Here is a 12,787-nt window from a genome sequence, read left to right as displayed (position 1 = left end):
TAGCACGACGTCAACATTTGCCGCACGCGACGCAGTCCCACGCCACCCATCCCCCTCACTTCATCAGCGCCTCGACCTCCTTGCGGAACGCCTGGCGCGAGCCGTCGCGGGAGTAGAACATGTGGCCGCCGGGATAGACCACGAGCCTGGTGCGGCTCGGACCGGCAAACGCCGGCAGCTGGTCGAGAATGATCTTGGAGGCGAAGTATGGCGTGGCGAGATCGAACAGGCCGTGGCCGATCAGGAGCTTCAGCTTCGGATCGAGCGCGAGCATCTGGCGCAGCTGCGTCACCGACTCCGTCGGATTGATGCCGTGACCGAACTCCCACGCCTTGTTCACGCTTTCGCTGAGCAACTGGTAAGAGCCGTCGGGCCGCCAGTTCAGCTTGCGGGTGGTGAGATCGACCGCTGCGCTGGTCAGCGGCGCCATCAGGGGATCGCCCGAGGGATCGTTGAAGTGGAAGTAGCTGGAATCCGGGTAGGGATCGAACCCCTCGACCGAAGCGTCGTAACGTCCGGTCACCTTGCCGTTCTTGCGGTCGAACTCGCGACGGAATTCGCCGATGTCGAAACGGCCGGCAAGCCTGCGGCTGATCGCCTGATCGATGCCGGTCAGGCTGGCGACCTTGTCGGCCAGCCGCGTGGTGGCTTCGGTGTCGGCCTGACCCTTGACCAGATCGAGCAGGAAATCGCCGGACGCGTAGCGCTCGACGTCGGCGAGATCCTCGCGCTTGACCGGTCCCTTGGTCTGCCGCGCCACCGCCGTCATGGTCGGCAGGCTCGCCACATATTGCAGGAGACTGGAGCCGGTATATTCGCGGAAATCCAGCACCGGCGAAATCAGGATCAGGCCGCGCGGGCCGACGCCCTGCTGCATTTGCAGATTGCGCACCACCTTGGGCCCGCGGATGCCGCCATAGCTCTCGCCGACGACGTATTTCGGCGAGGTCAGCCGGTCGAATTTCTCCAGCCAGCGGCGGATCACCAGCGCAACCGAATTGGCGTCGCCGTCGACCGTGAAGAAGCGCTTGCGCGCATCGTCGGAGCTGGTGACGAAACGGCTGTAGCCGGTGCCGACCGGATCGATGAAGACGAGATCGGTGAAATCGAGCCAGGTGTCGGCATTCGGCTGCAACTCCGGCGAGGCCGAAGACACCGCGCCGTCGCCGTCGAACGGCAGCCGCCACGGCCCGACATTGCCGAATTGCAGCCAGGCCGACGCGGAGCCCGGCCCGCCGTTGAACAGGAACGTCACCGGCCGGTTGGCCTTCTCGGCGCCGTCGAGCTGGTAGGAGGTGTAGGCGATATCGGCGAGCGGCTCGCCCTTGTCGTCGAACACGCGGATCGAGCCTGCGGTCGCGCCGAACGCCAATGTGCGCCCCGGCAGCGCCACCGATTGTTTCGTGGTGGAGTCGGGCGGCAGGCGATGTTGCTCGGGCGCCGATGCGTTGCCGGCGGCGTTGGCAGCGGAGCCGCCCCCCTCGCCACGCCCTGCCCGGCCCTTCTGGCCGCTCGGGTTCTGACCGCCTGGCGCCTGTGCGCTCGGCGACGGCTGCGGCTGCGGGGTCTCGTCGTCGGCCCGCGCCGCGGTCGCAAGGCAGGCCAGCAGCAACGCAGCCGCACACCGTGTCGCAAAACCGTTAGCCATGTCGTTCACTCCCTGGGCCGACGTTTACGCATACCATCATCAAACTGCGATAGCTTGGCGACACCGGCAAGGCGTCCGGTCCGTTCCCGGACCATCTCGACAAGGCCGCCCGGGATGTATAGACGAGCGCGGCGTAGTCCGTGCCAAACGAGTTCGTGAGCGATGGCCAGCTCTAAGCGGTATGACAAGATCGCCTTCGTCGCCAGCGCCAGCGCAGAAGCGCAGTCGGCGCTCGAGCAGCTTTCGGCGATGTACGGCAACCATCAGGCCGGCGATGCCGACGTCGTGGTCGCGCTCGGCGGCGACGGATTGATGCTGCAAACGCTGCACGCCAACATGCGCACGGGAAAGCCGATCTACGGCATGCATCGCGGCACCGTCGGCTTCCTGATGAACGAGTATTCGACGCATGATCTGCGCACCCGGCTCGCCGCCGCGCGGGAGTCGCTGATCAATCCGCTCTTGATGCGCGCCACCGACATCCACGGCACCGTGCATCTGCATCACGCCATCAACGAGGTCGCGCTGTTCCGGCAGACCTACCAGGTCGCCAAGCTGCGCATCCTGATCGACGAGCATGAGCGGATGGCGGAGCTGATGGCCGACGGCATCCTGGTGGCGACGCCGGCCGGATCGACCGCCTATAACCTCTCCGCCCAGGGTCCGATCCTGCCGATCAACGCCGCGCTCTTGGCACTGACCCCGATCAGCGCGTTCCGGCCGCGGCGCTGGCGCGGTGCGCTGCTGCCCAACTCCGCCTTCGTGGTGATCGAGGTGATCGAGGGCGACAAGCGCCCGGTCGCCGCGGTCGCCGACCACGACGAGGTCCGCGACGTCCGCCGCGTCGAGGTGCTGTCCGACAAGACGATCGCGATGCGGATGCTGTTCGACCCCGGCCACTCGCTCGAGGAGCGCATCCTGCGCGAGCAGTTCGGCTACTGACGGCGACGCGTTCCTTGCTCCCCCTGCCGGCAACCAATCATTAACCCCGAGGAGGATATGGTTAACGTCGGGTAATACCGCGTTGGCCCGGTATGCCCTTTCGGGACCGGACCATGTATCGCATCGATTTCAACAAGCTGCGATTTCTGATTTGCGACGACAATCCGCACATGCGCCGCATCCTGCGGACGCTGTTGCATTCGTTCGGCGCACGCGAAGTCTATGAAGCCGAGGACGGCGCCACCGCGCTCGAAATGTATACCCATTACGTGCCCGACATCGTCATCACCGACTGGTCGATGCCGATCTTCGACGGGCTCGAGCTCGCGCAGATGATCCGGCAGCCGGAATCCAAGGGCAATCCCTACGCCCCGATCATCATGCTGACCGGCCATTCCGAGAAGCGACGCGTCACCGTGGCGCGCGATGCCGGCGTCACCGAATTCCTGGCCAAGCCGATCTCGGCCAAGGGCCTCTACCAGCGCATCATGAACGTGGTCGCCAATCCGCGCCCGTTCATCAAGACCAAGACCTATTTCGGCCCCGACCGCCGCCGCAACACCACCAACACCTATATCGGCCCCGAGCGCCGCGGCAGCGGCGAGGTCGAGGTGTTGCAACAGCCGTCGCTGCTCGAGAAGGCGCGCTCGACCATCTAGGACATCGCCATGGCGAAAGACAAACCCGGGACCATCGAGGTCCAGAGCTTCGGCACCCACCATGTGATCACGCAGCCGAACCCGCTGCGCAAGATGCTGTTGCGCGTGCCAGAGAGCGATCTCGACGATCCGGTCGGCCGCGCCGAAAAGGCGCTCGCCGGGCTGTCGGGCGAGTTCAAGGAGTGGATGACGATCGAGGCCGACCGCCTTTCCGCCGCGCACGCCACGGTGCTGCGCGAAGGCTTCAATAACAAGACCCGCGAGGAACTGTTCCGCGCGGCGCACGACATCAAGGGCGACGCCGCGACATTCGGCTATCCGTCGGCGGCCGCAGCCGCCGAGAGCCTGTGCCGCATCATCGAGCACGCGCCGGATCTCGCCGCGGTGCCGGCCCAACTGATCGCCCATCACATCAACGCCGTGCAGGCGATCGTGCGCAACCGCACCAAGCTCGACACCGCCGTCGTCGCCGGCGTGCTGAGCAAGCAGCTCCGCGGCATCGCCGACGAATTCCTGACCCACGCCAACCGCGACCGCCCCGAGCATCTCGAGGCGATCCTGGCACCGAGCATCGTGCCGGGCGAATAAGCGCGCCGCACAGCCACGACTTCATCGTCAATTGCCGGAAACGCGGCCCGTCTGAAGCGAGACGAGATGAGGTTGAACCGTCATCTCGCTCTAAAGCCTGATGAGATTAGGTTGAACTGGAACGGCATCGAAGGTTCACCTCTCCTTTGGGAGAGGTCGATTTGCGCAGCAAATCGGGTGAGGGGTTACGGTTTATCGAGAGAGCAAGAGCCCTCACCCGGATTGCACTGGACGATGCTTCGCATCGCCATGCGCAATCCGACCTCTCCCCAGCGGGGAGAGGTGAACCGAGACCGCGCAAAACCGATTCAACAAAAACTCATCTCGCTTTAGCTTCCTGTTTGCTCATGATCTTCTCGGAAAACTGCTTCGCACTTTTCCGGACCATGCTTCAGGCCGCGACGAGGTCGTCCTCGTAGGGCAATGCCGCGAGCGCGTCTTCGGCGGCGAGTTCCTCGCAGAACATCCGCGCATCCTCGCGCGCCGATTCGGTCGCAAAGCGCCGCAGCAGGATCAAGAGCGGCTCGGCCGCCGTGTGATCGGTCTCGCAATGCGTCAGCACGCGCTCGACCATGCGGCGATGCAGCCGCGCCGCACCGTCGCCGCTGTCGACATAGCCGACCTCGTGGCTGGCCTCGAGCGCGACGCGGAACGCCGCATAGGTCGATTCCGGCAGGCCGGCGCGCCGCAGCAGCGCCGACAGGCCGTTGCCGCCGCGATCGTTGAGCAGCGCGGAGACGCGGCCATAGGGCAAGCCGGACAATTCGGCGAGCGCCGCTCCAAACAGATCGAGATTGCCCGACAGCAGCGCGCGCAGGATCAGTCCGGCGGTGAGCTGGCCGGTGGCGCGCAGATGCGCGATCAGGTTCTGCATGTCGTCGCCGAACGCACGTGCGGCGATGTTCACCGTGGAGCGCTCTTTCGCCTCGCCGGCGATCCGCTCGGCGCGGTCGGTGCCGAGCCAGTTTCGCGCCACGACGAATTGCGCCAGTGTGTCGGAGAGCTTTGCGACCAGCGCCAGCCGCGTCGCCGACGGCAAATCCTCCAGCGCCAGCATCGATTCCCGGATCGCCGCCAGATGGCCGTGACGCTCGACGATGCGGTCCCAGGAGAACGGCGCGAGGCCGGCATAGGGATTCTCGATCAGTTCGAGCGCGGCCGCGGCCGAGCCGACCTCGGCGATCGCCGCGGCAACGGACGCCGGCAGGTCGACGCGGCGCGCGATCGCGCATTGCATCTCGTCGCAGCCGGTCGCGACGATGTCGACAAGGTCAGCGTCGATCAAGAGCGGCGAATGTTCCAGCAACGGCAGCGCGATCGCCGGCTGGTCTGCCGCCAGCGCCTGCACGATCGCAGCGGGCGCCTCGGCACTGTGCGCAAACACCTCGGCCATCGCCTGGCGCACCAGCGGCGACGGGTCGTCGAGCAGCATCAGCAGCGCGCCTTCGGCCGCGATCCGGTCGTCCTCGGTGAGATCTGAAATCAGCCACGCCCGGGCCAGCGCCCGCGTCGCCTCTGCCCGCTCGCCTGCGGGAGCGGTTCTAATCCAACTAATGAACTGCCGAACGATCATGGTCCTGCCGGCTTACGCAACGTAACGGCATCGACATACGACGCCACTACAAGGAAAAATAAACCATGACGCTTAACAAAGGGTTCACCATAAACGTTTGGGATTATTGCCGTTTCGTTAATGCGGCCAGGACGCGCAGTGGTCCCCGCAGAGCGCCGGGTGCTAGCTGCTGCTGCTGCTGTAGGTCCCGTTGGGATCGCTGAACAGGTCGAGCCGGCCGGGCGCACGGACCTTCGGCGTCGCCGACGTGGTCAGCGCGGAGGAGCTGCCCCACAGTTCCTGCACCGTCGGCGAGATCGGTTGCGGGCGGTCGCCACCCTGATAGAGCGAGCGGAAGGCCGGCGCCGGCTGGGCCGAGGCGACGGCGGAGGTCGTTCCCGCCGACGCGGCCGCGCGGGCGTCCGGGAAAGTCGAGAGATAGGACGCGGTGTCCATGGTCAGCGCCGGTGTCGGCACAGCGCTCGCGATCGCGTAGGGACTCATGGTGTCGCCGCCCGCCGCGGCAAAGGCCGTGCGGGTGTCCTTGGAATTCGCTGCCGCGGCATAGCGCGTGGTCAGCACCGAATAGACCTGGCTGACGCTGCGCGCATTGCCCGACTTGTCGTAGAAGATCGACTGGTTGGCGGCCGCCGCCTTCGGAAACATCGCGGCCGCGTTGGCGCTCGGACTGTCCTCGGCACCCGAGATCAGCTTGCCGGCGCCGCCGACCCCCATGAAATGGGCCATGTAGAGCTCGGCATCGGTCGGGCGACGGCCGAGTGTTCCGGTCAGCTTGAAGCTGTTGGATTGCGTCAGCACCGCCGCCATCGACGACGCGGCATCGGGATCGTCGCGCAGCTTCATGATCGCGCTGCGGGCGGTGGGATCGCTGACCGAATAGCTGCCGTCGGAATTCTTGGTGATGGCGTTGGCGTACTGGCCGTAGCCGAGCTGGCTGCCGGCCTCCTTGACGGTGCCGAGCCAGGTCTGGTCGATGAATTGATAGAGTCCGTGCGCCGACGATGTCGTGGCACCGGCCCGCGGATTGAAATTGGATTCCATCTTCGCGGTCGTGAGCAGATATTCGAAGCTCGTGCCGGTGGTCGCGGCTGCCTGCTTGATCGAGCTCGCGACTTGCAGACGCGAGGGATCGACACCTGTCGCAGCCGTGGCATTGAAGAGGTCGACCGCCATCGATCCGGTGCCTTGCCGGGCGCCGGCAATCGGCACCCAAGTCCTATCAACCTGCCGTAATTATGGTTAATGGCACGTTAAGAGCGTCCCGGCGGGGAGGAAGCCGGCCTGGACTGCGCTACTTGCGATAGACCTGCGCCGGATCGAACAGCCGGTCGGCATCGACGAAGGACAGGCTGACGTCGCCACCCTCGCCCTTCACCGCCCGATAGAAGCAGGAGCGCCGTCCGGTGTGGCAGGCGGCGCCGATCTGCTCGACCTTGATCCACACCGCGTCCTGGTCGCAATCCGTCCGGATCTCGACCACGCGCTGGGTCTGGCCCGAGCTCTCGCCCTTGCGCCACAGCGCATTGCGCGAACGGCTGAAATACCAGGCTTCGCCGGTCGCGATCGTCTTGCGCAGGGCTTCGTCGTTCATATGCGCGACCATCAGCACGTCGCCGGTCGCGACATCGGTCGCGACGCAGGTCACGAGACCTGCCGCGTCGAATTTGGGCTCGAAGCCGAGCCCCTCTTCGCGGTCGTGATCGTGGGTCGATGCGGACACGGCAAACCTCGCTCGAGAAAACGCGAGGTTACCGGTTCGGTCCTCGCACCAGGGACAGGAAACGCTGCTGCTCAGCCGGATTGTCGCGGAACATGCCGGTGAAGCGGCTGGTGAAGGTCGATGCACCGTGCTTGGCGACGCCGCGCACCGACATGCAGGTATGCTCCGCCTCGATCAGCACCGCAACGCCGCGCGGCTTCAGGATCTCGTCGATCGCGGCCGCGACCTGCGCGGTGAGATGCTCCTGGGTCTGCAGGCGGCGGGCGAAGATGTCGGTCAGCCGCGCCAGCTTGGACAGGCCCACGACGCGCTCCACCGGCGTATAGGCGATATGCGCCTTGCCGTAGAACGGCATCATGTGATGCTCGCACTGCGAGGTGAATTCGATGTCGCGGACCAGCACGAAGTCGTCGTAGCCGGCGGTCTCGCCGAAGGTCCGGTTCAGCACCTCGGCCGGCGCCTGATGGTAGCCCTGATAGAGCTCGTCATAAGCCTCGACGACACGACGCGGCGTGTCGAGCAGGCCCTCGCGATTGGTGTTCTCGCCGATATAGGCGAGCAGCGTCTTCACGGCCTGCTCGGCCTCGGCCCGCGACGGGCGCGGCTGGTCGGCACGGACCGCAGCCCCCATGAACTCGGAAGGATCGAGCTCGGCGGACTTCGCGTCGGTTGGCTTGTTGGGGCGAATCGATTTGATCAAGGCGTCCATGTCTTCTCCGTTCGACCGGCCCTGGCACTGCCCTCGGGCCGGATGTGTCACCGGGCAGACGGGGCGGATCGTCGAACCGCCGGGCGCCTGAGTCCCATCTTTGTAGCACCGCCCCGGCGAAAGTGGACCGCGGCGGCGGCATGGCCGGACTATGTTTCCGGCGCTGCTGTTCATATATAGGACGGTGAAACCCAGCCGCCAAGAGCGCCCGGCGCGGCCGGAACCAGGCACCTGTCCCCATGCTGAACGACATTTACAACAAGCGGATCATCGAGTTGGCCGGCAATATTCCGCGCCTCGGACGGCTCGCGGACCCCGACGCCAGCGCCACCGCCCATTCCAAATTGTGCGGCTCGACCGTCAAGGTCGACCTCAAGATGGATGGCCCCGTGGTGACGGACTTCGCCCATGACGTGAAGGCCTGCGCACTCGGCCAAGCCTCATCCTCGATCATGGCGAGCCACGTGATTGGCTCGACCGCCGACGAGCTGCGCGAACTGCGCGAGACCGTTCGCAAGATGCTGAAGGAAAATGGCCAGCCCCCGCAGGGCGGCAAATGGGCCGATATCGCACTGCTCGAGCCGGTGCGCGACTACAAGGCCCGCCACGCCTCGACGCTGCTGACCTTCGACGCCGTGGTCGATGCCATCGGGCAGATCGAGGCCAAGGCGAAACAGCCGGCCTAGTCAGTCACTGCGAGGGCTGGACCGGCGCCGGCGCGGCGGTGCCGCCGGTCGGCACCACGGCCTCGGCGGTCTTGGTCGCCTTCGCGACCTGCGGCTGCAATTCGCTTTCCACCGCGCTGCTCAGGAAGCGATCGCTGTTCTTCGGCTTTGCCTCAGCGACCGGGATCGCATCGTCCTGACGCGGCAGCACGTCGGCGACCGCATCGGTGGTGACGAGATTGGTCAGCCGCAGTTCGGCCGCCGACAATTCGTGCAGGTCTTCCCACGGCGGCACGCTGAGCGCGAGCGACAGCAGCTCACCGGCGCCGCCCATATCGAAGGTGTATTTGGCAAGGCGGCCGATATCGCGTTCGACGATCATCAGGTCCTGCGCGGTGTAGCTCGCGGCCTTGGCATCGTCGGCGCGGTCGCCCATCCAGATCTGATGCACACGGACGTGCGCGGCCGGCGGCACGTAGCGGGTCTTGCCCGACAGCAGCAGGAACACGCACATCGACTCGCAATAGGCATCGGGCAAAACGCTCGCACGGTCGCCCTGCGCCGCCTGGCTGACGACGCTGGTGCCAACCGTCGTCAGCGCCCCGAGACCGCGGAAGCGGCGGCCGAGCGTGATCGCGTCGTTGACCGAGCCACCGCTGGAGTCGAGCACGATGGTGGCGCCGCTGAGTTGGCGACCGCGTGCGAATTCGTCGAAATCCTTGGGACTATCCGCCGTGATGATACCGACCGCCGATACCCATCCGCGGCAATTCGGCTGGCAGGTAATCCAGCTGAACTTCATCGGCAGCTTGCGTTCTTCGAGCGTCGAACTCGCCTGCGCGGAACTCCCCGCCGTGGTGACGGTACCGGATACTGCAAAGCAAAGCGCAGTTGCGCCGACCAGCGCCAAACTGCGCAACGAGAGCGACTTGACGAGCCTCAATTTGGTTCCTTCCCCCAAGCCCCTGACGGTGCAGGCGTTGGCTACGGCCCCATCGGCAATACGCCACGATTCTGTCATCGGCGCGTTATGGGAACGGTAGCCTTGCTGACCTGGAGCGTCCATAGGACCCTTGCTGCAGCGCCACCCTGCGCGGAGGGATAGTTGCGAACTGTGGCGTAAATATCCGCAGCAGCACGGTTCCGCGGCTTGGAACCCCCGCAAGACTACGTACATGATTGCGCGATGCACCCGACAGATCATTCGACGTCACACGCCACACGATGCACGGAATGTGCCACCGGCATGCGCCGCCTGCCGCGCAATCTGGGACGCGCCCTGATCTGGATCTATCGGCATACGCTGTCGCCGCTGGTCGGCTACAACTGCCGGCACCTGCCGACCTGCTCGGTCTACGGCGATGAGGCGATCGAGCGATTCGGCTTGTGGGGCGGTGGGTGGATGACGCTGGCGCGGCTGCTGCGCTGCCAACCCTGGGGCACATCGGGAATCGACAACGTGCCTGCGGCAAAGCCGCCGGGCGCACATTGGTATCTGCCCTGGCGCTACGGCCGCTGGCGTGGCGTCAACGACAATTGATGATTGCTGCGGCGCTTCCAAAAGTGGCGCGCATTGCTGCCCGGCGGAACTGTGGCGATACTTGGCGCGTTGTTTCGGTGCCCCCTTGCTACCCCCTGGGGAGGAAACAACGATGCGCTGGAAAATCAGCCACAACGGTCACGATCCCCGGCAGATCGATTTGCTGGCGGTGCTTGCCCTGCTCGTCGTGATCGTCGCCGCCTACGGCTACTTCACCCACAGTCCCAGCAAGCCGAGCACGACGGCGTTCATCGTGCCCAGCCAGAGCGTGAGGTGGTGACGCGGCTCTAGCGCGAGCCCCAGAAATCGTCGGACGGCTGCGGTCTCGGCGGACGAGGTTTGCGCGGCTTCGGGCTCGGTGAAAGCGCGGGCGCCTGCTCGCCTGGCGGCAGCGCTTCTGCGGTCGTTCCGTCGCCGGGCAATCTCACCGACAGCAGCAGGTTCGATTCATTCGGCCGCCAGCGATAGCCGATGCCGAAATCGATCGGCCGCGCGCGGCTGAACAGCTCGGCATAGGACTGCTGATAGAGGCCCGGAAACTTGTCGATCGGACCGAGGTAGCGGCCGAACGGCGCGAACCGCCACATCTTCGGGCTGTATTGCGCCAGCGGAATTCCGGAATCGTCCTGAATGATGGTCGCGCTGTTGGCGAGGATGAACTTGCGGACCGTCGAGAAGTCGCCGAGGTGCATCAGATAGGAGGCGCTCTTGATCAGGCTGTCACCGGGCGCAAGCGTTGCGCAGAACTTCAGGAAACCGCTCGCCTTCAGGCCGGAATTGGAGAGATCGGTCGAGAAATAATACAGCGTCTTCTCGACGCCATCGGCGCCGGCAAACACGATGCGCGTGCCGCGCGCCTTGCTGCGCGCCAACTCGTTCGCTCCAACGGTAAGTGCTCCATTGGCATCGAGCGCCACCGGCTTGACGTCGCGGATCGTCATGCCGGAGCGCGCGAGGAACACATAGAGGATCGGCAGGGTGCCACTGACCTCGGCGACGTCGAGGTCGGTCTTCATCTGCCTGGTAACGAAGAAGGAGAAATTCAGTAGCGACCACAGCGAGCGCTCGACGCTGTCGAGCGCGACGGCGACGGTGTCGGACGGCAACGAGGTCAGATCGGATACAGCGCCGGTCGGCTCCAGGCCACTCAGCACATAGGTCGTGGCACCGGAATAGAACGCATTGGCGTAGAGGAAGTCCGGTCCCGCGAACATGTAGAACATGGTCGGCCTCGCCGCGGGGAGATTGGCGCCGGACCAGTTCCGGATCCGGGACAATTGCTGTTGTTCGAGCTGAGCGAACGCCGTGTCGAAGAACTGCGCGTGGCGCTGCCAGGCGGGCTCCGTCGTCAACCGCAGCAACGGCGAATTGACTGAGGGCTGCAAGCCGGCAAGGAAGCGCGCCGTATCATTCGCCGTCACTTCGGCAGCCCGCACCGCCGGCGCCAACAGCACCAGGGCCAGCGCCACGATGGCAACGGACAACGATGTTCTCATTTCAACTCCACACGTGATGATCGGGCCGCTTCACAGGATGGTGCAGGCCCGCATGCCGACCGAGGGCAACGCATGATTGATGTTGGATTATACCGCAGGTTGCCGTAAAATTTGCGGTGATCCCGTTACGAATCCGTCTGTTTCTGCCTGCGGCTGGGTCCTGTCTACACGCCAGGCTTCATATCCGGACATCGTTTTCGAGCGCGACCATGTTCACAAGAAGTTTGATCACGATTGTCCTGGCGATATCGAGCACGTCGCTCGCCCCGCGGCCGCTGTACGCCGAAGACGGTCAGGTCTCGACGCATGCCCCGCAAGCCTGCTGGGTTGCCGCGGACCTGGCCGCGCGGGACGGCGAAGACACCATCGTCAAGGAGAGGATCGAGCCGCCGCTCCCGCAACCCGCTTCGGTCGACGCCGCACCGGCCGAACCTCGCGCGTTGGGCAGCGTACGCAGCGTCCGCCTGCCACCCGGAAAGAAGCTGATCGCGCTGACCTTCGACTTGTGCGAGGGCGTCAATGAAGTCGCAGGTTATCAAGGCAAGATCGTGGACATCCTGCGGGACCACGGGGTCAAGGCCACCTTCTTCATGAGCGGCAAATGGATGATGACGCACAAGGTGCGCGCCCAGCAGCTGATCTCGGATGCCCGCTTCGAAGTAGGCAATCATACCTGGGAGCACCGCAATCTGCGCCTCTTGTCCAGTCCAGACGCGGCGGAGGAGATCAGGAAAGCCGATCAGGCCTATGACGAGCTCCGCCAGGACCTCGAGGGACGCAAATGCGCCGTGCCCGGACGCCAGGGGATGGCCGACGAAATTGCTCCGAAATCGATGAGCCTGTTCCGGTTTCCCTACGGAGCATGCGATTCCAGATCGCTCGCCACCGTTGGCCGGCAGGGCCTCGTGCCGATCCAGTGGGACGTGTCGTCGGACGATCCCGACTGGAAGGAGCGCCCGGACGCCATGACGAAGAAGGTGCTGGACAATGTGCACCCGGGATCGATCGTGCTGTTTCATGCCAACGGCCGCGGCTGGTACACCGACGATGCGCTGCCGGACATCATTTCCAGCCTGAGGAAGCAGGGCTACGACTTCGTCACCGTGACGGAGCTGCTCAAGGCGGGCGAGCCGGTGATCAGTTCGTCCTGCTACGACCAGACCGTCGGAGACACCGACCAGTATGACGAGTTGGCGCGCCAGATCGAGGCGCATTGAGGTCACGGCCGTGCCCGCCCCACGGCAGCG

The 12,787-nt window shown here is 65.2% G+C and carries 14 protein-coding genes; 7 read left to right on the top strand and 7 right to left on the bottom strand.

What is annotated here, in order from left to right:
- Nucleotides 1–55: 55 nt before the first annotated feature.
- Nucleotides 56–1,648, bottom strand: a complete 1,593-nt coding sequence (locus tag B2W55_RS17320) for a S10 family peptidase (RefSeq protein WP_024582415.1) — start codon at nucleotides 1,646–1,648, stop codon at nucleotides 56–58.
- A 162-nt stretch (nucleotides 1,649–1,810) separates the two neighbouring features.
- On the opposite strand from B2W55_RS17320, the gene B2W55_RS17315 reads away from it, so the two are divergent.
- The 3 genes from B2W55_RS17315 (at nucleotide 1,811) to B2W55_RS17305 (ending at nucleotide 3,837) form a co-directional block, all read left to right on the top strand.
- Nucleotides 1,811–2,590 carry an NAD kinase gene (locus B2W55_RS17315; protein ID WP_024582416.1) on the top strand — a complete coding sequence of 260 codons (780 nt, stop codon included), beginning with the start codon at nucleotides 1,811–1,813 and terminating at the stop codon, nucleotides 2,588–2,590.
- Between the two features lie 113 nt (nucleotides 2,591–2,703).
- The gene (locus tag B2W55_RS17310) at nucleotides 2,704–3,249 is read left to right on the top strand and encodes a response regulator (RefSeq protein WP_024582417.1); all 546 of its coding nucleotides are present in this window, start codon (nucleotides 2,704–2,706) and stop codon (nucleotides 3,247–3,249) included.
- Nucleotides 3,250–3,258: 9 nt separating this feature from the next.
- Entirely contained in the window at nucleotides 3,259–3,837 is a 579-nt protein-coding gene (locus B2W55_RS17305; RefSeq protein ID WP_024582418.1) for an Hpt domain-containing protein, read from the top strand.
- A gap of 391 nt (nucleotides 3,838–4,228) precedes the next feature.
- Here the strand turns inward: B2W55_RS17305 and B2W55_RS17300 are convergent, their stop codons facing one another.
- From B2W55_RS17300 to folE, 4 genes are all read right to left on the bottom strand, one after another.
- Nucleotides 4,229–5,410, bottom strand: coding sequence for a DUF2336 domain-containing protein (locus B2W55_RS17300; protein WP_024582419.1), 1,182 nt, complete (start codon nucleotides 5,408–5,410; stop codon nucleotides 4,229–4,231).
- A gap of 162 nt (nucleotides 5,411–5,572) precedes the next feature.
- Nucleotides 5,573–6,583 carry a transglycosylase SLT domain-containing protein gene (locus tag B2W55_RS17295; protein ID WP_024582420.1) on the bottom strand — a complete coding sequence of 337 codons (1,011 nt, stop codon included), beginning with the start codon at nucleotides 6,581–6,583 and terminating at the stop codon, nucleotides 5,573–5,575.
- A gap of 118 nt (nucleotides 6,584–6,701) precedes the next feature.
- Nucleotides 6,702–7,130, bottom strand: coding sequence for a phosphoribosyl-AMP cyclohydrolase (gene hisI, locus B2W55_RS17290; protein ID WP_024582421.1), 429 nt, complete (start codon nucleotides 7,128–7,130; stop codon nucleotides 6,702–6,704).
- A 28-nt stretch (nucleotides 7,131–7,158) separates the two neighbouring features.
- Complete coding sequence (gene folE / locus B2W55_RS17285) at nucleotides 7,159–7,839, bottom strand: GTP cyclohydrolase I FolE (RefSeq protein WP_024582422.1); 681 nt, start codon at nucleotides 7,837–7,839, stop codon at nucleotides 7,159–7,161.
- A gap of 239 nt (nucleotides 7,840–8,078) precedes the next feature.
- On the opposite strand from folE, the gene B2W55_RS17280 reads away from it, so the two are divergent.
- Entirely contained in the window at nucleotides 8,079–8,525 is a 447-nt protein-coding gene (locus B2W55_RS17280) for an iron-sulfur cluster assembly scaffold protein (protein WP_024582423.1), read from the top strand.
- A gap of 4 nt (nucleotides 8,526–8,529) precedes the next feature.
- Here B2W55_RS17280 and B2W55_RS17275 read toward each other — a convergent pair whose 3' ends face one another.
- The gene (locus B2W55_RS17275; protein ID WP_024582424.1) at nucleotides 8,530–9,447 is read right to left on the bottom strand and encodes a hypothetical protein; all 918 of its coding nucleotides are present in this window, start codon (nucleotides 9,445–9,447) and stop codon (nucleotides 8,530–8,532) included.
- A gap of 243 nt (nucleotides 9,448–9,690) precedes the next feature.
- On the opposite strand from B2W55_RS17275, the gene yidD reads away from it, so the two are divergent.
- Both yidD and B2W55_RS17265 read left to right on the top strand, forming a co-directional pair.
- Nucleotides 9,691–10,044 (top strand): membrane protein insertion efficiency factor YidD, encoded by a 354-nt coding sequence (yidD, locus tag B2W55_RS17270; protein WP_024582425.1) that lies wholly within the window; start codon nucleotides 9,691–9,693, stop codon nucleotides 10,042–10,044.
- A 112-nt stretch (nucleotides 10,045–10,156) separates the two neighbouring features.
- Nucleotides 10,157–10,324: a hypothetical protein gene (locus B2W55_RS17265; RefSeq protein WP_168200240.1), complete on the top strand. Its 168-nt coding sequence runs from the start codon at nucleotides 10,157–10,159 to the stop codon at nucleotides 10,322–10,324.
- Between the two features lie 7 nt (nucleotides 10,325–10,331).
- Here B2W55_RS17265 and B2W55_RS17260 read toward each other — a convergent pair whose 3' ends face one another.
- Entirely contained in the window at nucleotides 10,332–11,540 is a 1,209-nt protein-coding gene (locus tag B2W55_RS17260) for a hypothetical protein (RefSeq protein ID WP_024582426.1), read from the bottom strand.
- A 209-nt stretch (nucleotides 11,541–11,749) separates the two neighbouring features.
- On the opposite strand from B2W55_RS17260, the gene B2W55_RS17255 reads away from it, so the two are divergent.
- Nucleotides 11,750–12,757 (top strand): polysaccharide deacetylase family protein, encoded by a 1,008-nt coding sequence (locus tag B2W55_RS17255; RefSeq protein ID WP_080891155.1) that lies wholly within the window; start codon nucleotides 11,750–11,752, stop codon nucleotides 12,755–12,757.
- Nucleotides 12,758–12,787 lie beyond the last annotated feature (30 nt).

It is taken from the genome of Bradyrhizobium sp. UBA2491 (assembly GCF_002341725.1).
In the GTDB taxonomy this organism is placed as follows: domain Bacteria; phylum Pseudomonadota; class Alphaproteobacteria; order Rhizobiales; family Xanthobacteraceae; genus Bradyrhizobium.
The sequence above is the reverse complement of the archived record's forward strand: the minus strand, read 5'-3'. Positions and strand labels throughout refer to the sequence as shown.

Excerpts from the sequence above, each read along its gene's own strand:
- B2W55_RS17305 (WP_024582418.1), top strand. The coding sequence starts at position 3,259 with ATGGCGAAAGACAAACCCGGGACCATCGAGGTCCAGAGCTTCGGCACC.
- folE (WP_024582422.1), bottom strand. The coding sequence starts at position 7,839 with ATGGACGCCTTGATCAAATCGATTCGCCCCAACAAGCCAACCGACGCG.
- B2W55_RS17260 (WP_024582426.1), bottom strand. The coding sequence starts at position 11,540 with ATGAGAACATCGTTGTCCGTTGCCATCGTGGCGCTGGCCCTGGTGCTG.
- B2W55_RS17295 (WP_024582420.1), bottom strand. The coding sequence starts at position 6,583 with ATGGCGGTCGACCTCTTCAATGCCACGGCTGCGACAGGTGTCGATCCC.
- B2W55_RS17300 (WP_024582419.1), bottom strand. The coding sequence starts at position 5,410 with ATGATCGTTCGGCAGTTCATTAGTTGGATTAGAACCGCTCCCGCAGGC.
- B2W55_RS17280 (WP_024582423.1), top strand. The coding sequence starts at position 8,079 with ATGCTGAACGACATTTACAACAAGCGGATCATCGAGTTGGCCGGCAAT.
- B2W55_RS17265 (WP_168200240.1), top strand. The coding sequence starts at position 10,157 with ATGCGCTGGAAAATCAGCCACAACGGTCACGATCCCCGGCAGATCGAT.
- B2W55_RS17255 (WP_080891155.1), top strand. The coding sequence starts at position 11,750 with ATGTTCACAAGAAGTTTGATCACGATTGTCCTGGCGATATCGAGCACG.
- B2W55_RS17315 (WP_024582416.1), top strand. The coding sequence starts at position 1,811 with ATGGCCAGCTCTAAGCGGTATGACAAGATCGCCTTCGTCGCCAGCGCC.
- B2W55_RS17310 (WP_024582417.1), top strand. The coding sequence starts at position 2,704 with ATGTATCGCATCGATTTCAACAAGCTGCGATTTCTGATTTGCGACGAC.
- B2W55_RS17320 (WP_024582415.1), bottom strand. The coding sequence starts at position 1,648 with ATGGCTAACGGTTTTGCGACACGGTGTGCGGCTGCGTTGCTGCTGGCC.
- yidD (WP_024582425.1), top strand. The coding sequence starts at position 9,691 with ATGCACCCGACAGATCATTCGACGTCACACGCCACACGATGCACGGAA.